This is a genomic window from Microbulbifer variabilis (assembly GCF_023716485.1).
In the GTDB taxonomy this organism is placed as follows: domain Bacteria; phylum Pseudomonadota; class Gammaproteobacteria; order Pseudomonadales; family Cellvibrionaceae; genus Microbulbifer; species Microbulbifer variabilis_B.
In genome coordinates this window covers 286,929-307,967 of sequence record NZ_CP092418.1, presented here as the reverse complement: position 1 = coordinate 307,967, position 21,039 = coordinate 286,929, and the positions used below count along the sequence as shown (strand labels likewise).

The following is a 21,039-nucleotide window of genomic DNA, read 5'->3' as shown; positions in this document are numbered from 1 at the left end:
TCCATCTCCCGGGCTCAATCGGCACCGGATCAATTCGGTCCGAGTGTCACCCTTCCCCTTGCGGGGGCTCACTGTCACTGCCTGTTAATTCCACTACTCGGTCAGCCACAGGGGTAGTCGTTTCGTAAAGCCACCAGCGATAGCCGCTGTAGGTGGCAACCAACAACCCCAGTGCGACGCTCATAATCACCCACAAAGGCATGTAGTGAATCAGGCCTGACTTGCGCTCGACACAGCCCTGCCAGTGGGGAGAGAGATCGCGGTCCATTGCCGATTTGTGCTGCTCTATGGTCCGATAAAGCTCATCGCGAATCTGCTCAATCTGCTCGTGGCCCCGCTGCACCAAGCGATACTTGCCTTGAAAACCGAGACTGAGGCAAAGATAAAAGAGCTCTAACAACTCCAGGTGAGACGCAGGGGTTTCCAGCATACGCTGCAGAATGGAAAAACATTTCTCACCACCAAAAGTCTCCTTGTGGAACAGGCTGAGCAACGAGTGCTGACTCCAACCACTCGCCGTACCCCAGGGCGTAGTCAGCACCACTTCATCCACAACGGTACACAGCAGATAGCGCGCGGTAAGCACTGCCTCAGGGGCCAGACCCAGCTGTTTGGATTCCCGCTCAAATGCCTGAATTTCCTTGGTCAGCCGCTTGTGCAGATCCGGCACATTGGAGTGATTCATGGTAGTGCGCAGCTTGATAATCACCCCCAGCAGCTTGGAGGCTGCGGAGACCAGGGGATTCAAACTATTGCGAATCTGCATATCCGCTGAACTGCCGGGATTGGCAAAGAACTGCGGCTGTGCAGATGAACCGGGCTGCACCGGAGCTGCGGCACCTGGAGTGGGAATCATTACGGTCCTGTCACCTGCATTGGGCGACGGTGGAGTGCTGAAGCTGTCGTTGCTCATATCAATTATTCCTTATGGCCCAGAGCTCCATGGTCAGCCCCGGGAATTCCGCGCCGAGATGCACCGCAAAGCCTCCAGATCTCTGCATGGCCTGCCACAGCTCACCGCTGCGCTCCATTTCGAAATAGGTAAAACCCGCGTGATAGGGAATTTGTCTCGGCGCCACAGGCAAGGGGCGCAATGACAATCCCGGCAGCTGGGCGGAAATCAACTCACGGATAGCTTCCACTGGCGCCACTTTGGCCTGCGTGGGGAAACGACTGCGCAACAGGTCGCCGGGCATATCGGCTTTAGCAGCCATCACGAAGCTGGCCGTTTTCAGTAGCGAGGGATCGGAAACCGGGGCCACATAAATACCAAACTTTCTCTGCACCAACTCCATGGCAATAGCTGTCTGCTCCAGAACTGTAGAGAGCGACTGGCGCAGGGCTGAAAACAACCCAGCAAAGCTGAGTTGTAGGTTTTCGTGCGAGTAACTGGGGATTTCCGGTGGGCGCTTGGTCGATGAAGTAAATGTCGACAGCTCACCAGCCAATTGCAGCAACTCCACAAACAAACTGTGCGGGTGCAGGCGTGGCTGAGCAGTAATCTGTTTTAATAGAGGTTCAAAACGATTAATAACCTGCAGTAACAGGTAATCGGCAATCTCTGCTGAGCCACTGCGGCCACTATCACTCAAGCGGTGTCCCAGCGCGGAGCCGCGGTGATCCAACAGGCCTTTAACCTCTTCGATATAGGCTTTGATTACCGCTGAAGTCTCTGCATTCAATAGCGGCGGAATATAGCCTGAATCCAACTCGACCGGTTTCTCCGGCTGGCGTTCGCGTATTCTAGCGATACCAATAGACGCGTATCCGCTGAGATCATCGCTCTCAAGCTTGAGACACACTCGCAGTTTGCCCACCTGGATACGGGCAGACTCCCCGGAGGCTGCGGCACTATTGCGCGCATCGAAGTTTGCTGTCTGGTAGCGCGCTTGGGGAAAATCTTCCTGGTCACGGATGGATTCCTGGCTGCCGGGACGCTTCATCGGTACACATAGATAGACGATCTCATCGCGGGTGTTAACCGGCACATCCAGGACATCCGGTAGGATTTCATTTTCCGGTGCAAGAATTGGCGTACCATCGGGAAATATCGCACGTACACGGGATAGCGATATCTTTCCCATAGAGAGCGGTTCACTATCGATCGCCAGCTCCAGCACACCCCAGGTATAGGGCCCCAGCGAAGCTGTGCGAGCCTCAACTAACTGTTCGAGATAGCGGTCCTGCTGCTGGAAATGTTGAGGGCGTAAAAACATGCCCTCACTCCAGATCACCTTGTTGTTAACCGACATATGTCTTCCTTGTAAAACCCAATTCCACTTGAAGTGGGCTTAATTAAACCTGTGCCGAGCGAAGCTCTACTTGGATTTTTCCGCTTCCTGAAGACGCTTCTTCATCAAGTCATAGTCCTCACTGGAAATTGTCACCGTGTCGCCCTTCTTCCCACTGGTATCGTTGCGAGATAGCGGTGAAACAATGCCTCGGCGTCGCTTGGCGATATTATCGGGTGTGCCGATACGCGTGTCGGCCAGGGCAATCTGATAACTATTCTTTTTGTGGTCGGTTATCGGCAGCACCATGAGTGCATCGGCTTTTTGATACTGCACAAATTCTGCCAATAAACCGATGTACTTCACTTCTGGAGTCAAAGGCAGCTCTTCCACACGCTGCTCACCAGGTGCGAACTCCTTCAGGATAACGGTATCAAGGAGATCCTTGCCGAGACGGGATTCCGCATTTTCATAAAGATTGAGGAAATCCTCTCGGGCAAACTGGCGGTCATCTGCCAGCATAAACACGCGCACTACCACCGGCGATGCACGACCATCATCATCCGGATTGACGTCACTGCGGATGTTGACCGAGAGCTCGACACTAGTATCCAGATTAAGGGTGCGCCTAGTTGTTTGGCACGCTGCCAGGCTAACTACCAGTATTCCGAGTAGGGTGAATTTCAGTAACTTTGTTATGGACACGACCAATTCCCTCTTCCGATCTATTAATTTTTCAGCTGTCTGGCATTCTTCAGCTCAGACAACTGGTTTTCATAAGTCACAGCAAACTCATCACCGAAAAGCTTGCGGTAACAAGCATCCGGATCGCCCACTAATTCCCGATATATCGCGCTGAAGCCCTCCCATTTCTTTGCATTCTTATTGCCGAATACACCAGAGGTATTCCCCAGGCGACGTTCAATATTGTCCGGGCTGAAATACTGCAGCATCGCACTGTAACCAGCGCGCATCCCCGCCAGCACCGCGACCTGGTGATCGGAGAGATCATCGAAACTATCCTGCACCGCCTCCTTGGGCTGTAAAAAAGCACCATTACCGGCGAACATCGCCTCCAACGCATCTCTTTCCGTGGCACTGAATTTCAGTGGGTTATTCGCCTCTGTCTGGATCATAGTGCGCTGTACACGCAGCTCATTCTTGATACTGCTGCGCGCACGTAGGAGGTCGATCAGGCGGGAAACCGTTTCGCGGACGATCTCCGCGGCCTGTTGATCGGCTATTTGTTGTTGCCCAGGATTCATATTCAGGCCCAGCGTTGCCGCCAGCACACTGGATACCGGAGGAACCGGGGCTGGCTGCACCGGTGCTACCGGTACTTCAGGCGCCGGGCTCTGCTGAACAGGAGCCGGTTGTTGCAATTGGGAAAAGCTCTGCCCCTGAGAGGCAAAACCCATAGGGCTTGCAGGAGGCGCCTGTGCAGTATCAAAGCCCGGTGCGCCCGCTACCTGTTGTCCCTGTATTGCCGCAAAAGAATCCGCAAAGGGATTATCCTGTGGAGCCTGCGGGGCTTGTGGCTGCATTTGTACCGGGGGTGGTGACACTGGCGCTGGGGCGAACTGGGGCTGCTGTTGGGCAACTGGCTGTGATGGGGGCGCAAGCGGAGGCTGAGGAGCTACCTGGGGTTGCGAAGCTGGCGCCTGGAAAGATTGCGGCTGAGGTACTTGAGGCTGTGTGGAGGGAGGAGCCTCAAATGATGGGACCGGAGTTTGTGGAGCAATTTGCACAGAATGTTGATCTGCCGGCACATGGTCCTGGGCACTGCCATCTTTCCACCACTCATCATCGGACCACTGTCCTGGCGCCGCATGCCCTTGGGGTTCGCTACCAAATGAACCGAGTCCCTGCACATCTGACGCGCCGAAAGACTGTGGCTGCTCAAAAGCCGACATAGGGTCCAGTGGACCCGGATCTGCAGCCAGTAAATCATCCTGCGCGGGAGCACTCTGACTACTCTGTGGGACGTAACCCCATTCGCCAGACTGGGAAATATCGTTGCTGCCACCGGGTTCCAACCAGTTATCCAGCTGCTTTGCCTCCGCTTGGCTCTGCATCTTGGCCATAGCACTGGCATTGAAGGTGGTGCGATCGGAAGTATCGAGAAAATCGGCACTGCCCAATCCCTTTGGCAGGTCACTATCGGCCTGAGGCTGTCGCAACGTCACCTTGAGGCGATATTCACCCACATTGATGATATCCCCCTCGCTCAGAGGGAGTTTATTGCCTTTACCCAGCGGGTTATCGCCATCGTTATGATAGGTACCGTTAGTGCTGGTATCTGTCAGGAAAAATTGCCCATCACTGAAAGAAATTTGCGCGTGCTGAGATGAGACAACACGTTCGGGATCGGGTAGCACCCAGTAATTATCAGCAGAGCGCCCCAGACTACCCCCATCTTTAGTGAACAGCTTGGTGTGCTTGAGCATATTGGCCCCTGCGGGGTCGGCCAATACTGAGAGAATTAGATCCATGTCTTCCTGACTCACACAGTTGTTGTACTTCGCTCATCCGCTGGGACACAAACTACCAAGGAGAGCGAAAATGATTCGGGCACAAGGGCCTTCCACACAAGAAATTCAAACCCGGCCTACAGAGAATGCCGTGACCGGGAAATACTTTTTAACTCCAGGGCCCTTTTAATTCTCCACCGGCGAGAGATCTTAAACTGGGGAGGACAATCTGATCGCGGCCCTGTACCGAGCGCATAGTACTCAGCCCCGCCTGACTAAACTCTGCTGCTGCACGATCGGTAAGCAACGCTTCAGCACAGGGGGTGATCCACTGTCCCTGGGGCAGTTTACGCAGATGCAAAGGCAGGCTTTCATAGGTTGCAGAGGTGGGAGTCTGGAATCTGCCGGTTGTGGAAAAACCCTGGCAGATAGCCAAGGCGAGCAGATAGGCACTATTACCCCACTGGTAGTATTGATGGCCCTGATCGGGGGTTAGTTCTTCAAAATCAAAATGCTCAGTGGTGGAGGTCTCACGGCCAAATGGCAGCCGTAACATAAAGCGTGGGGCGGCCAGTGCAACATACTCACTGGCGGAGTAATCCCGTACCGCCTGCCAGCTTTCGGCAAAGCGCTCACTCAAGGGATAATACCAATCATCTGGATCAACTGATCCTGCCAAGCTGGGACAGCCGGCCAGTTTGGTGTCCCCTCCGAGAAGCAGAGTACTTCCAGCCGCTTCCGCAATAGTGGAGAGATCGATCAACAGATGCAGATCCCTCTCCTCGTCCGTAATAAAGAAGTCACCCAACACGAGGTTGTAGGGACGGTCACCGGCGACTGTTTCACGCTCAACCAGTAATTTAAAAACCTGAGACTTTTCCAGATCGCTCTCAGCACTGGCAAAATCGGCAAGCAGCTCTTCCTTGCTGACATCAATCAGGTGCAGCTGCAAATTTGGATGTTCGTCTAGTCGCCTCATTAAGAAATGCAGACTGAGCCAGCTCGCCTCCAACTGGCGGAAATCACTATGATGCATCACCTTGCGCATAGTGTCAGAGGTCGCCTCGGCCAAGGCGTTTAAATACTCCCCTTGCATGGGATCCACGCTTTTTTGTACATAGGGGGCAACAATGTCCCTAATCAGTTGATCCACCTGGAAAGCACTGCCATTTTCCCTAGCCAGGCGCTCGCGACCCGCCGCGAGAATCTCATCGAGGATTGACTGCTCAGATGAATAATCCGCAGCCTCTTGCCCGGTTTCAGTCAGCTCCGGTTTCCACTGACGAATCTCCTCTGCGGCTTGCTGGAATTGGCCAGGATCACGCAGGCGTTGACCGAGCGCTATAAAATGTTTGAAAAGCGGTAGACGGCTGTAGAGGTAATCCGGGTGTAAATCATCGAAACAAGGTAATTGCAGCGGCTCATCCATCACCGGCAACTGCAGGCTCACCCTAAGATCACTGAATACTCCTTCAAAAGTATCCCGGTTCAGCACATATACCCTGCGCTGAGCAATAGTCTCAGGCTCGCACTGACGACGGCTGGAGCGACCACTAAAATCGCCCAAGATTGCGACTTTTAGAATATCACTGCCATGGTCCATGGTTTCTTCCTTTTTATTTTTATCGCCGTGGATTTGAAATCCGGCAGCTATAGTGGCTTTGCTCACAGTTAATTATCCACAGGTAAAAAAAATACGCAGCACAACGAAACCTCTTGTACTCATCATGCGTTTTTATCTATTTGGTTTCCACTACTTGTTTTTCGATTTTATTCGACTTTCTTGGTCGTCCCCTTTTCAGCGGACGAACCCTCTGATTGGCGATTTGTTCAATCTTATCTTTAAAAGCATCTCCACCCAGAACATGCCCCAACTTAATGGTTTCAGCAATGTAATCCAGTAGCCGGCTATCAAAGCTATAGCGAAAAAGCTGGCGATAAGCCTGTGCACGTTGCCCGGCATTTTCACCCAAGTCGGTATATAAACGATGATCTTTAATCAAATTATCATGCTTAGTGTTTACATGATGATTGAAACTTGACCACTGATAATTTCCCAGTGAGTCAGCAAGTCCCAAATAAAGAGGGCGCAGTTCCACATAGCGGTAGCAGGTCAGCAGGTAGGCATCGGAGTCAATCAAGCTGGATTTATAACGCCCTCGCCAAATGGTGCCGGAACGCTTGTAACGGTGATTGACAAACTGTACGTAACGACGCCCTAGAGATTGCATCATTGAAGGTATGCCATCCGGAACCCTCGGGGTGGCAATAATCTGAATCATATTGGGCAGCAGGACGTATGCATGCACATCCACATGGTACTGATCAGCAGCATTGCGCAAACTAATCAAATAATATTGATAATCCTCCTCATCAAAGAAGCACGGCAAATTATTGTGACCAACTTGCACAATATGCTGAGGGATATCTATTAGATTGAGCCTGGGCAAACGAGGCATTTTGCCAGCAAATCCTTTTTTATAAGGCGCAATGCCTTTCTAGTGATGAATAAAGGTTTTATTATCGCAAATCAGGGAAAAAAATTTCAAACTTAGTCTACTGCCAAGTTAACATGAACTCTGGTTAGTGGTTGTAATCATGTTACGCTGCATTTTGTTGCTATTTAAATAAAGGGGAGTTGCACCAGACATGGATCAGATAAGTCTGGCGGTCAACGGACGCACTGACATTGGTCAAGTTCGCGAGGAAAACGAGGATAGTATTCGCTGGTATGCCAGCGCCGACCAACCTTTCGCCTATATCGTGATAGCGGATGGTATGGGGGGATACACAGGCGGTGCCACAGCTAGCAAAATAGCGGCAGAAACCGTTCAATTCCATTTAGAAGATCTTTTAAAACATACCTTTCTCTCCTGCACACCCGAGCAACAACAATTGATTTTACGCGCGACTTTGATCGACGCTATCAACAGTGCCAACAACGCCCTCCTAAACACAAAAAATACCAACCCGCATTTTGCAAAAATGGGAACAACAATTGTTGTCGCTGTTATGTGGCACGATTTCCTGATCGTCGCGCATATTGGTGATTCTCGCGCTTATCTATGGAATAACTTCGGCTTACAGCGCCTTACACGCGATCACAGTGTTGTTCAGGAAATGATAGACAGTGGTCAAATAAGCGAGGAGCAGGCACAGCAGTCCAGTGTACGAAATCACATAACCCGCGCTTTGGGCGTTTCCAATTCTGTAGAAGCAGAAATTAATAGCTGGAAATTAACAGAGAACGCTTTGCTATTACTCTGCACTGATGGCTTAACTGAATATCTGGACGATCATGCGATTGAGCGAGTGCTTGCCACTCACCGCCCTGCTCTGGAGTGTGTTTATCGCTTTATTGATGATGCCAACAGAATGGGAGGGCGCGACAATATTAGTGCGGGTATTCTTGAATACTCCTCCCAACCCGCAGCGCAGATACTCGCACAAGAGCAGAGCGCAACCCAAAGACCAAAATCACCAGATGTAACTATCAGAAAAGCGCAACGATAAAACTGTTTGCCGGAAGCTGAAGAATGACACCGGAACGTCTCACCCAGCTGGTCCCCAACCTGCTCAAAGTCTTAAGCCCCTCCACAGCCACCTTCCCCCAGGGAAATCCTGCGTCAGCCTATCGCTGGGTGGAGGCTATTGAAGAACTTCCCGAGGCCCAAATTACTGACGGCCACCACCGACCTCTGTGGCCAGAACCACCTACTGTCGAGGTCAACACCTATACAATTTCAGCTGCACCTGAAGTCGAGCTGTTACCCGGAGTCAATGAGGGCCCAGTTCAATTTATTAATACTCCCGGTGCCAACCCACTGGGGACTCATGTCCCCGCTCTTAGCCGGTGCCGTCGGGTACACGAACAGGTAATCATTGCAACCGGCGAACTGAATTTCGAATGTGTGGACCTCACAATACCGGGGCCACTGCCATTTTCTTGGAAACGATACTACCGCTCTAGTATCGATGAAGACAGTGGAATTGGAGCTGGCTGGCGTCATTCGCTGAGCGAACAGTTACTGGTGCAGGATAACCAAGTAGAACTGTTTAATGCCGAAGGCCGCAAGATTCAATTCCAGTTACCCGCGATTGGGCACGGCTGTTATAACCGCTTCGAACGACTGCTGCTATTCCGGCAGAGTCTGCACAGCTATCGACTCTCCACCTTTAATGAGCCCGATAAAATTTTTCGCGCAGATGGAGTCAACAGTGCACTCCCGCTTACCGAGATTCGAGATCAGTTCGGCAATTCCCTAACCATTGATTACAGCGAAGGGTTACCCAGAAAAATTGTCAGCTCCTGGGGGCGGGTACTCGACTTCGAAAGCCGCGGCGGGCGCCTTACCAAACTGATGAATAACCACGCTCCCGACGATCAGCGCAATCTGTGCAGCTATGAATTCCAGGGCGGTCTACTAACCGAAGTCCACAGTAACCACGATCTGGAGAGCTATCACTATCACGATTTATTGCTTGTGCAAGCGCACAGCGGTGTGAATGGCAAGCGTCAATTTGAATACGACCTGCAAGGGCACTGCCACAGGCTGATACAAGAGGAATCGGAAACATTATTAACCTGGCAACACAACCGTGGGAATTGCCAGGTAGAAAATACTGATCGAACTCCACAACAGCTGCACTTCAACCAGTTCGGCCAGCTCACCAAAGAGCGTCAAGGGCAGCGGCAAAAAAGCTGGCTCTACGACTGCTACGGGAATCTATGCCAGCAGATTAATGCCGATGGACAGCATACCTTCTTCCGCTACGATGAATTTGGCCGCTTGCGGCGCATCACCGAAGGGAGCAACAGCAAGCGTTATTTATACAGTGAAGACGGCTACCCACAGGCAGTACAGTTAAGTGAACAACAATCATGGCTGTTCACTTACAGCGACAAGGGACGGCCACAGGCAATTATCGACCCGGAACAGCAAGAGTGGAAATTGCTCTATAGCGATCGCGGTTTGCTCTCGCAAATTACAGATCCCGAGGGCGGCTGCATTGAGTTTACCTGGGATGGCCAGGGGCAGTTACAAACGGTTCGCCGAGGGGAAAAGCAGTGGGGTTTCGAATACGATCACTGGCAGCGCATGACCACGCTGGTCGTCAATGGGGAAACTTGGCGTGAGTGGCGCTATGGCCCCACCGGCGAATTACGCGAGTCCCACATAGGCAGCTACCAATATGGAATCGATTACTGCGAGCGTGGCCAACCCCACGCCATCCATGCCAGTAACAGCCAAAGCTTGCAGTGGGACTACGATAGCTGCGGCCGTATTTGCCAGATACATTTCGCCGATGGCAACCAATGGGCTTTACACCACAATACCCAGGGCCAGTTGACCCAGCTGCAAACCCCCTCCGGAGATTACTGCTGGCAATATGATGGACTCGGCCAACTGATCAGCCACCGCACCCCGGACGAGCGCCAACTCACTTGGAACTACAGCGTTGATGGCAGCCTGAGTGAATACTGTGATAACGACTGCCGTTGGTACTTCCACTATTACGACAGAGGCACCCTCGCCAGCATACGCAATAATAATGGCCAAATTAATGAGTTCCATTACGATACTGAAAAACGCCTGATTCAAGCTAACAATTTACATTCATCTGTCCGTTTTAAATACGACCGACGCAACCGGGTTATCGCCGAGAACCACGACAGCAGTGACGTGCGCGATTTCAGCCTGAGGTATCAGTACGATTCACGCGGCTGGTTGAGAAGCGCCAGCTCCGACAACCTCGACTTGGCCTACACGCTCACACCCTGTGGCGCGCTTTACGGTGTGGATGCCAATGGCGAGCCGGTGCTACGCAGTGAGTTCAAAGAGCAAAACACTATTCATATTCAGGGAGAAGTGCGCAGTACAGTCAAACATCGGTTTGGAAGCCCTTTTAGTCTGGAAAGTGGACTCGCCCTCGCTTGGCAATTCGATAAGTGCCCCCCGCTACAGCTCACTACTCCAATACGCCAGACCGGGTTTCCCCAGGCACAAATTGACAGGGATAAGCGCGGCAACGTGGTCGCCGAGCGGCAAATTCCCGGGCGCAGAGATTATCAATACCAGTACGACGGTTGGGGGCTGATGAGCACCGCAGAATGCGGCGATTTTAAAACTCATTTCCGCTATGACCCGTTCGGGCGCCGTCTGAGTAAAACCTGCACCCATCGCAAATCGTCACGCCAGCGCCGGGTCACTAGCAGTTGGAGTGGCCTGGGTATCTGGGCTGAAGCACACCAGATCGATGGTAAATCCCGCGGCATTGGCCATTGGATAACACACCCCTTAAACGGATCCGTACTCTGCCACTGGAGCTCCGGCCGTTGTGAGTACTATCACACTGACTCACAGGGAAAACCGCTGGCTATTTTCGACGCACAGGGCACGGTGCAATGGTCTCAGGGAAAAGATGTCGAGGACAGAAATGGCCGAGCTTTTGGACAAACTCCTGGCCCCTGGCGCGGTATCGGCTTGATCGCCGATATTGAGACTGGCCTGTGGTACACCACTTCCGGATATTGGAATCCCGCCCTGCAAATGTGGCTGAACGGCTCAAGGATTTTCTCTCACACTACGTCCAATATGCCGCTAATCAGGCTCTAAAATCCTACTGGCGCCCCTCATCGGGGCCCACCCTGGCCTGCTCTATTCCCTAAACTTAGAGCTCTCAATTGCGAACGTAACCATGCAACAATCCCCGAACTTTGAAATTGGCGGTATCGCAGTGGCCAAGGGGGAATCCCGCCATATAGACCTGCCTGTAGTCAGCCTCTACACCAATACAGAAATGGCCATACCCGTTTATGTACAGCGCGGTAAACGGGAGGGTCCCACGATTTTTGTCTGTGCGGCCGTGCACGGCGATGAGCTGAACGGCATCGAAATCATCAGCCGTTTGATTCAGAGCCGCAGTCTAAAATCCCTTCGCGGTAACCTGATTGCCGTACCTATGGTCAATGTCTATGGTGTGCTCCAGCACACCCGCTACCTACCCGATCGCCGCGACCTCAATCGCAGCTTTCCCGGTTCTGCCAAAGGCTCCCTGGCTGCGCGTATGGCCCATGTGTTTCTGCGTGAGATAGTGGCCAAATGCGATTACGGCATCGATCTACATACCGGAGCCGCCCACCGCAGTAACCTTCCCCAGGTACGCGCCAATCTCGACGACGATGTGACCCGTGCCATGGCCAAGGCTTTCGGTGTACCGGTATTGCTAAATGCATCGATTCGCGATGGCTCCCTACGCCAGGCGGCCGCAGATCGGGGAGTGAGAATCCTCCTTTATGAGGCAGGAGAAGCCCTGCGCTTTGATGAGTTGTGCATTCGCGCTGGGCTGAAAGGAGTGACTAACGTTCTCAGGCATCTGGGTATGCTCCCGGTAAGGCGCAAACGCAGCTTAATAGAGCCCTTTATCGCTCGTAGCAGTGGCTGGCTAAGAGCCGGCGACAGCGGCATAGCCACCCACCTTAAAGCGCTTGGTGATCAAGTGTACGAAGGTGACCTCCTCGCCACTGTTGCCGACCCCTATGGCAATGAACTAGACCAGGTACGCAGTAATGGCGAGGGAATCATAATCGGCAAGCAGAACATCCCACTGGTGCAGGAGGGCGAGGCGATGTATCACATCGCCTATTTCCATGAACCCCAGGAGGTAGTTGAAAACCTCGAGTTATTGCAGGACAGCCTACTACCGGATGAGAACTTTTAGAGGCGCCCTACTGTTTCTGAAGTAACTCCAATACCTCTTTGCTGGGAAAGCCCTTCTCCTCCACACCGGCGCTCTTCTCAAAAGCCTTAATCGCTTTTCGGGTTCCCGGACCAGCTTTACCATCGATCTCACCACTGTAGAAACCCTTCTGCTTCAGCAGTTTTTGCAACTGTTCAACTTGACTGCCGTCGAGGGGAGTAAAAGGGCGGCTCCAGTCTTTCACCAGCGGCGCGCCGCCGCCAATACGATCCGAAAGTAAACCAATGGCTATAGCATAACGATCGGAGTTGTTATAACGCTTGAGTACAAAAAAATTCTTAAAGACTAGAAATGCCGGACCATTGCGCCCATCAGGCAGCTTCAGCTCCGCCACCGCTTTCTTACTTGGAAAGGGCTCACCATTAGCGCGCTTGACCCCGAGCTTTTCCCACTCCGCAACTGTCAATTTGCCGCCCGGCATTTTCTTGGCGGGAATGGTTACCTCATAGCCCCAGGGCTTACCTTTCTGCCAGCCATTACTAGAAAGCAAATTGGCAGCGGTAGCCAGTGCATCCGGCACCGAATTCCAAATATCACGCTTGCCGTCACCGTCGATGTCTACAGCATAAGCCTGGTAACTGGTGGGGATAAACTGCGTATGACCCATAGCTCCTGCCCAAGATCCAAGCAGGTGTTGACCTTCAACATCACCGGCCTGCAGGATTTTCAGTGCCGCCAACAACTGCTGTCGACCAAACTTCTTGCGCTGGGGATCTGCATAGGCCAGGGTCGCGAGAGAGCGGATTACACTGCGCATTACCGTCTCATTGCCAAGAATGCCTCCGAAGCTCGATTCCACCGACCAGATTGCCAGTAGGATATTGGGGTCCACACCAAAGCGCTTCTCGATTTTATCGAGCCAGGGCTGCATCTTCTCTTTTTCCCGCTTGCCCCGCTCGATAGCGCGCTTTTGCACACGGTTGTCGAAGTACTGCCACACCGGCGCCTTGAATTCCGGCTGGTAACTGGCTCTATCCAGCACCCACTGGTCAGGAGAGGTAATGCCTTTAAAGGCCTGGTCGTAAACCTGAGGGGAAATCCCATTCTTAACAGCCGTTTGGCGGAACTCCTTTACCCACTTTTCAAAAGCCGGGTCCGGCTTATCGGCTGCCTGAGCCTGTAGAGTGAATAACGTCAAACAGAGGGTAAGAACATAGAGCAGTGCGGGGAAGCGTTGCAATTTGGGCATGGGAGTACCTTTGACACGACATTTCGCTCGCACAAGGTTAGAACGAGCCTCTCTCTTCCGGAAGGCGGATTTCTCCAATGGTGTCATCCGCTTGATCCGTCATTAATGGGGACAGTGGAGTCGAAAGGAAGTTCTGGTGATGGCGAGGCCCTGTGACCAGGGCCACAAAATCAGGGAATGACGTAAAAGAGTACGGCGAAGAAATGCAAAATACCGCCAGCCAGCACAAATAGGTGCCAGATAGCGTGGTGAAAACGCAGGCTACGCCACAAATAAAAGGCAATACCGCCGGTATAACAGAGGCCCCCCAGCACCAACAGCCATAGACCACCGGTCTCAAGACTATTCGCCAGGGGCTTGATTGCAGCGATAACCACCCAGCCCATCAGGGCGCTGAGGGTGATCGACAGTGCACGGATCTTTTTCAAGGGAGTGAACTGGATAATCAGGCCCAACAGTGCCAAGCCCCAGATAATGCCAAACAACCACCAACCCCAGGGCCCGCGTAGGGTCACTAGGGTAAAGGGCGTATAGGTGCCGGCAATCAGCAGAAAAATTGAGGAGTGATCCAGAGTTCGCAATATCGCCTTGGCGCCTATATGGCTGACGGCGTGATAAAGAGTCGAGGCGAGGAAACAAAGAATCAGGGTGGAGGCATAGACACTGGAGCTGACGATATGCCAGGCATCCCCACGCAGTGCGGCGAAACCAGTGAGAACACCCAAACCAGCAATAGCCAGAACGGCTCCGATACCGTGGGTTACGCTATTGGCAATCTCTTCAGCAAAGCTATAGCGGCTGGCAACGGAAACGGAAGAGGTCATAAATTGGCCCGATTGAATTCTGGTAGCGAGTGGCTTCAAAACCACTCGACCGATAACTTGAATCAGGTCTAATGATCAAAGGCCTCACTAAAAATAGCAAGGCCAGGGTTTGACCGTAGATTCACAAGCAGGCTTTAGAGGCTTATACGCTCGCGTTATGGATTCCCATTTCACATAGAGCGGAAGAGGCGCGAACGATCGTCTCGTTGCGATCGGGACCTGTAGAAACAATATCTACCGGCGCACCCACCAGCTCTTCGATACGGGCGATATAAGCCTTGGCATTGGCCGGCAGGTCCGCCTCACGACGCACCCCGAAAGTATTCTCTGTCCAGCCAGGCATACTTTCGTATACAGGCTCTACACCCTCCCAACCGGCGGCGTCGAAAGGTACCGGTACTTCTTCTCCGGCACTGTTGCGGTAACCGACACAGATCTTCACTTCCTCAAGACCATCGAGTACATCCAGCTTGGTCAGACACAAGCCGGAGATACTGTTAATACGAATAGCATGACGTACGGCAACGGCATCGAACCAGCCGGTGCGACGCTGGCGCCCGGTGGTGGCACCAAATTCATGTCCCTTCTCACCCAGATGACGCCCTACTTCACAGTCGAGTTCGGTGGGGAAAGGGCCACTACCAACGCGGGTGGTGTAAGCCTTGGTGATACCCAGTACGTAATCCAGGTAGAGGGGGCCAAAACCAGAACCAGTGGCGGTGCCGCCAGCAGTGGTGTTGGAGGAGGTCACAAACGGATAGGTACCGTGGTCAATATCCAGCAGGGAACCCTGAGCCCCCTCGAATAGGATGTGCTCACCCTGTTCGCGGGCCTTATGCAGCTGGTCGGCCACATCGATGATCATCGGCACCAGTTGCTCACGCCAGATCTTGGCCTGCTCGAGAGTGTCCTCGTAGCTGACCGGATCGACTTTGTAATATTCGGTCAGGGCAAAGTTGTGGTAGTCGATCAGCTCCTTGAGCTGATTGCAGAAGTTCTCCCAGTTACACAAGTCACCGAGGCGCAGACCGCGGCGGGCAACTTTGTCTTCATAGGCGGGACCGATACCGCGACCGGTGGTACCGATTGCTTTCGCACCGCGCGCCTTTTCACGGGCCTGATCCAGTGCCACATGCACCGGCAGAATCAGGGGACAGGCTGGGGACAGGCGCAGGCGCTTGCGCACTGGGACACCGCGCTCTTCCAACTCAGACATTTCCTTGAGTAATGCTTCCGGTGACAGCACCACACCGTTGCCGATCAGGCAGGTCACGCTGGGGCGCAAGATACCGGAGGGGATCAGGTGCAGTACGGTTTTCTCACCGTCGATCACCAGGGTATGGCCGGCGTTGTGTCCGCCCTGAAAGCGCACCACCAGGGAGACCTGTTCTGTCAGCAAATCGACAATTTTACCCTTGCCTTCATCGCCCCACTGGGTACCCAGCACTACTACATTCTTGCCCATCTGTATCAATCTCTAACTCAGGTTTCGTTCTGCAGGAGGCCGAGAGGCCCCTACATCAATGAATCTTGCGGGGTTCACCGCACCAATATAGGCACATTATTGGCACATCCTCTGCGCCCGCCTTTGTTCAATCCCGGGGCTTTACCACCCAGGAGTCGCCCTCGAATACCAGCTCGCGATCACAGCGCGAATGAAGATCGCTCTCTGCGCTATCGGAAAGAGTGGCAATGACCACCTCTCCCCGCTCGCGCAGCTCATCAATTGCGCGCCACAGCCCGGCGCCCTGGGGACCACTTACCTCCGGCGCGAGTATGGCGCCCTCAGCGGGTGTCGCGCTGGTACCCAGCGTGTTGAGAGCCACTAAATCACTACTAAAGCCCGTTGCCGGGCGGTCCCGGCCAAATACTGCACCAATACCGTTGTAGCGGCCACCATTGGCGAGTGCCTGCCCGTGGCCCGGTGTGTAAGCGGCGAATACCAAGCCGGTTTCATAGTCGTATCCACGCTCTTCACTCAAATCGAAGAACAGGGTCACCGCCGGGTAGCGCTGCCCCAGAGCCTCGGCGACCTGCTGCAGATCAGACAAAGCATCCAACAGAGCCTGCGGCGCTCCCGCCAACTGAGTGGCGGCTCGTTCCAGGCAGTCGAGCCCGCCGGCAAGACTGGGGAGAGCTTGCAGCCAGCCCGATACCTGTGAATCACTAATATTCTCAGACACCCAGCTGTAAACATCGGCACTGGCCTTGTTCTGCAGCAGCGCGGAAAGTTCTTCACGCTCACTGTCACCGAGCCCGGCTGCCTCGGCGAGACTTCGGTAAATCGCTACGTGGCCGAGGTCCAAATAAATATCTTCTATCCCGGCAACCTGCAGGCTCTCCAGCATCAGGAAGATCACTTCGATATCTCCACTGAGGCTGTCCACGCCAAACAATTCCGCACCTATCTGGATCGGCGCACGCGAGCCCATCGCGGTACGTGGCCGGGTGTGCAGGACCTGGCCCGCGTAGCACAGGCGGTTAGCCCCCGCACGAGGAAAACTATGCGCATCGATACGCGCTGTCTGCGGGGTAATATCAGCGCGAATACCGAGTGTGCGGCCGGAAATCTGGTCTGTGACCTTGAAGGTGCTCAGGTCGAGATCACGCCCCATACCAACCAGCAGGGACTCGGTGAATTCCAACATTGGCGGTATCACCAACTCGTACCCCCAGCAATGGTAGAGGTCCAACAGTCGGCGGCGCAGGGTTTCAACTTGAACAGCTCCCGCGGGCAAAATCTCCGCGATGCCATCCGGCAGCATCCAACGATCGGCTTGAGTCATGGTGAAACGGACTTTTCAGAGTTAATGAGGCGCGTCGGCTTCCACAAAAAAACCGGGCGAGGCCCGGTTTGCGTGATTTTAGCACCAACTGCCGGCAGGAAGGTAGGGCTGTCGCAAGGACAGCCACGACCTCGGGCAAACAGCTGGGGGGTAGGGATAATCCGCTGCCATTTGCCCCGCAAGTTGGTTTATTGCCCTTTAGGGTCCTTCAGATAGCGGAAAAACTCACTATCTGGATCCACCAGCAACATATCGGATTTGCTGCGGAAAGATTCCCGATAAGCCTGCAGGCTGCGCGTGAAGCGGTAGAACTCGGGGTTCTTGGTATAGGCTGCGGCATAAATCGATGCCGCCTCCGCATCCCCAGCACCACGCAGTTCTTCGGCCTGGCGGTAGGCCTCGGACTCAATCACCACCTTTTGGCGATCGGCATTGGCTTTGATCCGCTCACTGGCCTCCTGCCCTTTGGCTCGGTGATCCCTTGCCTCCAGCTCACGGCCTGCACGCATACGCTGGAACACGGACTCGGAGACTTCTGGTGGCAGGTCGATGCGCTTGACGCGTACATCGATCACCTCCACACCCAAGTCGCCCTGAGCAACCTTATTCAGGTTTTTGGTAATCTCCGCCATCAGCTCATCGCGCTCACCACTGACTACCTCATGCAGGTCACGCACACCGAACTGGTTACGCAGCTGATCGTTGATCCGCTCAGACAGTAGACGCACCGCATTGCGCTCATCGCCACGGGTAGCGATGTAGAACTTACTCACATCTGAGATACGATATTTAGCGTACGAATCCACCATCATGAACTTGTTTTCGCTATTGAGCATACGCACCGGGCTTGAATCCACAGTTTGGATACGAGCGTCAAACTTGCGCAGCTTCTCCGCAAACGGAATCTTGAAGTAGAGACCCGGCTCGGTGTAGGTGCGCACCAGCTCACCAAAGCGCAGCAACACAGCCTTTTCCGTTTCCTTCACCACGAAGGCGCTGGAGGAAACCAACAGGACGACGAGCAGCAGTGCGACAATAATTCCCAAAGATTTGTTGTTCATTCCATCACCTCCTAGCGAACAGTCTGGCTGCGGCGGCTGCTGGCGGCATCCTGGCGCAGGCGCTCGACGATACGCTGGTAGACCTCTTCGATTACGATCGGGGAGGTGTCTTTACGTTGGACAGCCTGGGATGTGCTCTCCTGAGTCAGCTTATCCAGCGGTAGGTACATCATGTTGTTGCCACCCTCGACATCAACCATCACCTTGGAGGTGTTAGACATCACATCCTGCACCGCATCCAGGTATAGGCGTTCGCGGGTCACTTCCGGCGCGCGCTCGTATTCGGACAGCAGTTTCTCGAAGCGCACCGCCTCACCGCGGGCACTCTCGACTACACGGGCCTTGTAGCCCTCGGCCTCTTCGATAATTCGCTGTGCCTGACCGCGAGCAACCGGAATCACTTGGTTGGCGTAGGCCTGGGCTTCATTTTGCAGACGCACCTCGTCCTCGCGAGCCTTGGTTACATCGTCAAAGGCATCCTGCACTTCGCGGGGCGCCTTGGCATCAGTCAGGTTCACCACATCGATACGGATACCCGTTTGGTACAAATCCAGGTACTCCTGCAGACGCTGTTGGGTGTCGGTGGATACCTGGGTCCGGTTTTGCGAAATCACACCGTTCAGAGTGAGAGAGCCCACTACGTGGCGCAAGGCACTGTCAGTGGCCTCCTGTAGACTCTTCACCGGCTCGCGTACACGCAGTACAAAAGACTCCGCATCACTTACCTGCCATTGCACGGTCAATACCACTTCAACGATATTGGCATCTTCGGTCAGCATCTGTCCGGTGGTGCGCTCGGTACGCACCTCAGTCATATTGACCTTGGTTACACTATCTATCAGCGGTGGGTTCCAGTGCAGGCCGGCCGATTCGGTCGAGTGGTATTTACCAAGGCGCAATACCACCGCCTGTTCGTTGGCGTTGACCTGATAAATACCGAGTCCCGCATAAATTAATACCGCGATAACAATCACCAGCATCCATGGGAACTTACCCGTTCCGGTGCTTGGGCTACCGCCAAACAATCCGCCGAGTTTCTGCTGGACTTTGCGGAACAGCTCGTCGAGATCCGGTGGGCCATCGTTATTGCGGTTACCACCGCCGCCACCCCAAGGGTCTTTGCCGTTGTTACCACCCGGTTCATTCCAGGCCATCTAAATTACTCCAACTCTGATCATTTAAGCTTTGACTCCGGCGGATTCTAGCATTCCCCGCCGGCAAAATATTGCCGCCAGACCTCTGCTGAAGGCAAGTTTGTCGAAATTGGGGCCGCATCGGCCACACGAAAATGTGCTGGCGCTAGTGTTCTTGCGCCTCATTATCATCGGGAAGTGCCTCTTTTGGCAGCCACTCCGGCTCTTCACCACCATCTGTAAATGGGGCCAGTAAACGCTGGAAATCACTGCGCGGAAGCAATAACTGCAATTCGCAATCGCCATTATCCCGATAGTGTTCGCTCTGCACCGCGTTGATCTGGTAGAGCTGCGCGCGCAGGCGGGATTGCTGTGGTTTTACCACCAGCAGCCCCTGTACCATCTGCTCTCCCAGGCGCTCTGCAATCGCCTCCACCAGCAGGTCACAACCAGCACCGGTCACCGCTGAGAGCCAAACCGCACGCGGTACCCCCTCTTCATCGCGGTCAATGCGGGGCTCACTGTCGGCGAGCAGGTCGATTTTGTTGTACACCAGCAGCTGCGGGATATCCGCAGCACCAATTTCCTCCAGTACGGTCTGAACCTCTTCCATCAGGTGCAGACGATCTTCTGCGGCGGCATCCACCACATGTAGAAGCAGCGTTGCCTGCGCAGCCTCTTCCAGGGTCGCGCGGAACGCCTCCACCAGTTTGTGTGGCAGGTGCGAAACAAAACCTACCGTATCAGCAAGGATCATGGCGCCGACATTGGGTAATTCAACCCTTCGCATAGTAGGGTCTAAGGTTGCAAACAGTTGATCGCGCACATACACGTCGGCATCAGTGAGCCTGTTAAACAGAGTCGACTTGCCGGCGTTCGTGTAACCCACCAGGGAAACCGTAGCCACTTCGGCACGGGAGCGCGCACGCCGGCCCTGCTCTCGCTGGCGGCGAACTTTTTCCAGGCGCTTCTCAATGGAATCGATACGCGCACGCAATAAACGCCGATCCGTTTCCAGCTGGGTCTCGCCCGGTCCGCGTAAACCGATACCGCCTTTCTGCCGTTCCAGATGGGTCCATCCTCGCACCAGGCGGGTGGTCATATGGCGCAATTGCGCCAGCTCCACCTGCAACTTACCTTCATGGGTGCGCGCACGCTGGGCGAAGATATCCAGAATCAGGCCGGTGCGATCCAGCACCCGGCACTTGAGTTCACGCTCAATATTGCGCTCTTGGCTGGGTGAGAGGGTGTGATCAAAGATCACCAGCTCGGCACCCTGCTCTTTCACTTCCTGGCGAATCTCTTCCAGCTTACCTCGACCAACAAAGGTTTTAGGGTCTGGAGTGGCACGTTGTCCAAAAATAAAACTGACCGGATCGGCTCCGGCAGAGAGGGCCAGCTCCTCAAATTCGCGAGGATCATCGGGGCTGTCTATAGCGGAGAGTTCAAGGTGTACCAGTACTGCCAGTTCACCAGATTCCGGTCGATCGAAAAACAATGGGAAATCTCTATATGAGGAAATGGGCGCCTATCTGGCTCCCTAGATTGAAATGGCAGCCGCAAGTCCAACTCCGGATTCACTC

At 53.9% G+C, this 21,039-nt stretch carries 16 protein-coding genes; 3 read left to right on the top strand and 13 right to left on the bottom strand.

The window, feature by feature from the left end; all coding sequences use genetic code 11:
* Positions 1–46: 46 nt before the first annotated feature.
* The 6 genes from icmH to MJO52_RS01370 form a co-directional block, all read right to left on the bottom strand.
* The gene (gene icmH, locus MJO52_RS01395) at positions 47–913 is read right to left on the bottom strand and encodes a type IVB secretion system protein IcmH/DotU (RefSeq protein ID WP_252084221.1); all 867 of its coding nucleotides are present in this window, start codon (positions 911–913) and stop codon (positions 47–49) included.
* Position 914: 1 nt separating this feature from the next.
* Positions 915–2,252, bottom strand: a complete 1,338-nt coding sequence (gene tssK, locus MJO52_RS01390; RefSeq protein ID WP_252084220.1) for a type VI secretion system baseplate subunit TssK — start codon at positions 2,250–2,252, stop codon at positions 915–917.
* A 66-nt stretch (positions 2,253–2,318) separates the two neighbouring features.
* The gene (tssJ, locus tag MJO52_RS01385) at positions 2,319–2,936 is read right to left on the bottom strand and encodes a type VI secretion system lipoprotein TssJ (protein ID WP_252084219.1); all 618 of its coding nucleotides are present in this window, start codon (positions 2,934–2,936) and stop codon (positions 2,319–2,321) included.
* Between the two features lie 23 nt (positions 2,937–2,959).
* On the bottom strand, positions 2,960–4,738 hold the full coding sequence (gene tagH / locus MJO52_RS01380; RefSeq protein ID WP_252084218.1) for a type VI secretion system-associated FHA domain protein TagH: 1,779 nt from the start codon (positions 4,736–4,738) through the stop codon (positions 2,960–2,962).
* Positions 4,739–4,871: 133 nt separating this feature from the next.
* The gene (locus MJO52_RS01375) at positions 4,872–6,371 is read right to left on the bottom strand and encodes a type VI secretion system contractile sheath domain-containing protein (RefSeq protein ID WP_252084217.1); all 1,500 of its coding nucleotides are present in this window, start codon (positions 6,369–6,371) and stop codon (positions 4,872–4,874) included.
* A gap of 70 nt (positions 6,372–6,441) precedes the next feature.
* Positions 6,442–7,161: a transposase gene (locus MJO52_RS01370; RefSeq protein WP_252084216.1), complete on the bottom strand. Its 720-nt coding sequence runs from the start codon at positions 7,159–7,161 to the stop codon at positions 6,442–6,444.
* A gap of 190 nt (positions 7,162–7,351) precedes the next feature.
* Between MJO52_RS01370 and MJO52_RS01365 the strand changes: the two genes are divergently transcribed.
* The 3 genes from MJO52_RS01365 to MJO52_RS01355 all read left to right on the top strand — a co-directional run bounded on the left by MJO52_RS01365 (position 7,352) and on the right by MJO52_RS01355 (position 12,424).
* Complete coding sequence (locus tag MJO52_RS01365; RefSeq protein WP_252084215.1) at positions 7,352–8,215, top strand: Stp1/IreP family PP2C-type Ser/Thr phosphatase; 864 nt, start codon at positions 7,352–7,354, stop codon at positions 8,213–8,215.
* A 23-nt stretch (positions 8,216–8,238) separates the two neighbouring features.
* Entirely contained in the window at positions 8,239–11,319 is a 3,081-nt protein-coding gene (locus tag MJO52_RS01360; protein ID WP_252084214.1) for a DUF6531 domain-containing protein, read from the top strand.
* A gap of 82 nt (positions 11,320–11,401) precedes the next feature.
* Positions 11,402–12,424: a succinylglutamate desuccinylase/aspartoacylase family protein gene (locus MJO52_RS01355; protein ID WP_252084213.1), complete on the top strand. Its 1,023-nt coding sequence runs from the start codon at positions 11,402–11,404 to the stop codon at positions 12,422–12,424.
* A gap of 7 nt (positions 12,425–12,431) precedes the next feature.
* Here the strand turns inward: MJO52_RS01355 and MJO52_RS01350 are convergent, their stop codons facing one another.
* The 7 genes from MJO52_RS01350 to hflX all read right to left on the bottom strand — a co-directional run bounded on the left by MJO52_RS01350 (position 12,432) and on the right by hflX (position 20,954).
* A complete protein-coding gene (locus MJO52_RS01350; protein ID WP_252084212.1) occupies positions 12,432–13,652 on the bottom strand; it encodes a lytic murein transglycosylase in 1,221 nt (406 codons plus the stop codon).
* A 170-nt stretch (positions 13,653–13,822) separates the two neighbouring features.
* The gene (gene trhA / locus MJO52_RS01345; protein WP_252084211.1) at positions 13,823–14,476 is read right to left on the bottom strand and encodes a PAQR family membrane homeostasis protein TrhA; all 654 of its coding nucleotides are present in this window, start codon (positions 14,474–14,476) and stop codon (positions 13,823–13,825) included.
* 142 nt (positions 14,477–14,618) lie between these two features.
* Positions 14,619–15,941, bottom strand: coding sequence for an adenylosuccinate synthase (locus tag MJO52_RS01340; protein ID WP_252084210.1), 1,323 nt, complete (start codon positions 15,939–15,941; stop codon positions 14,619–14,621).
* A gap of 127 nt (positions 15,942–16,068) precedes the next feature.
* The gene (locus MJO52_RS01335) at positions 16,069–17,262 is read right to left on the bottom strand and encodes an ATP phosphoribosyltransferase regulatory subunit (RefSeq protein WP_252084209.1); all 1,194 of its coding nucleotides are present in this window, start codon (positions 17,260–17,262) and stop codon (positions 16,069–16,071) included.
* A 188-nt stretch (positions 17,263–17,450) separates the two neighbouring features.
* Positions 17,451–18,323: a protease modulator HflC gene (gene hflC, locus MJO52_RS01330; protein WP_252084208.1), complete on the bottom strand. Its 873-nt coding sequence runs from the start codon at positions 18,321–18,323 to the stop codon at positions 17,451–17,453.
* 11 nt (positions 18,324–18,334) lie between these two features.
* The gene (hflK, locus tag MJO52_RS01325) at positions 18,335–19,477 is read right to left on the bottom strand and encodes an FtsH protease activity modulator HflK (RefSeq protein ID WP_252084207.1); all 1,143 of its coding nucleotides are present in this window, start codon (positions 19,475–19,477) and stop codon (positions 18,335–18,337) included.
* Positions 19,478–19,622: 145 nt separating this feature from the next.
* Positions 19,623–20,954, bottom strand: a complete 1,332-nt coding sequence (gene hflX / locus MJO52_RS01320; RefSeq protein WP_252084206.1) for a ribosome rescue GTPase HflX — start codon at positions 20,952–20,954, stop codon at positions 19,623–19,625.
* Positions 20,955–21,039: the final 85 nt, after the last annotated feature.

Excerpts from the sequence above, each read along its gene's own strand:
- icmH (WP_252084221.1), bottom strand. The coding sequence starts at position 913 with ATGAGCAACGACAGCTTCAGCACTCCACCGTCGCCCAATGCAGGTGAC.
- tssK (WP_252084220.1), bottom strand. The coding sequence starts at position 2,252 with ATGTCGGTTAACAACAAGGTGATCTGGAGTGAGGGCATGTTTTTACGC.
- MJO52_RS01370 (WP_252084216.1), bottom strand. The coding sequence starts at position 7,161 with ATGCCTCGTTTGCCCAGGCTCAATCTAATAGATATCCCTCAGCATATT.
- MJO52_RS01365 (WP_252084215.1), top strand. The coding sequence starts at position 7,352 with ATGGATCAGATAAGTCTGGCGGTCAACGGACGCACTGACATTGGTCAA.
- MJO52_RS01360 (WP_252084214.1), top strand. The coding sequence starts at position 8,239 with ATGACACCGGAACGTCTCACCCAGCTGGTCCCCAACCTGCTCAAAGTC.
- MJO52_RS01355 (WP_252084213.1), top strand. The coding sequence starts at position 11,402 with ATGCAACAATCCCCGAACTTTGAAATTGGCGGTATCGCAGTGGCCAAG.
- MJO52_RS01350 (WP_252084212.1), bottom strand. The coding sequence starts at position 13,652 with ATGCCCAAATTGCAACGCTTCCCCGCACTGCTCTATGTTCTTACCCTC.
- trhA (WP_252084211.1), bottom strand. The coding sequence starts at position 14,476 with ATGACCTCTTCCGTTTCCGTTGCCAGCCGCTATAGCTTTGCTGAAGAG.
- MJO52_RS01340 (WP_252084210.1), bottom strand. The coding sequence starts at position 15,941 with ATGGGCAAGAATGTAGTAGTGCTGGGTACCCAGTGGGGCGATGAAGGC.
- MJO52_RS01335 (WP_252084209.1), bottom strand. The coding sequence starts at position 17,262 with ATGACTCAAGCCGATCGTTGGATGCTGCCGGATGGCATCGCGGAGATT.
- hflC (WP_252084208.1), bottom strand. The coding sequence starts at position 18,323 with ATGAACAACAAATCTTTGGGAATTATTGTCGCACTGCTGCTCGTCGTC.
- hflK (WP_252084207.1), bottom strand. The coding sequence starts at position 19,477 with ATGGCCTGGAATGAACCGGGTGGTAACAACGGCAAAGACCCTTGGGGT.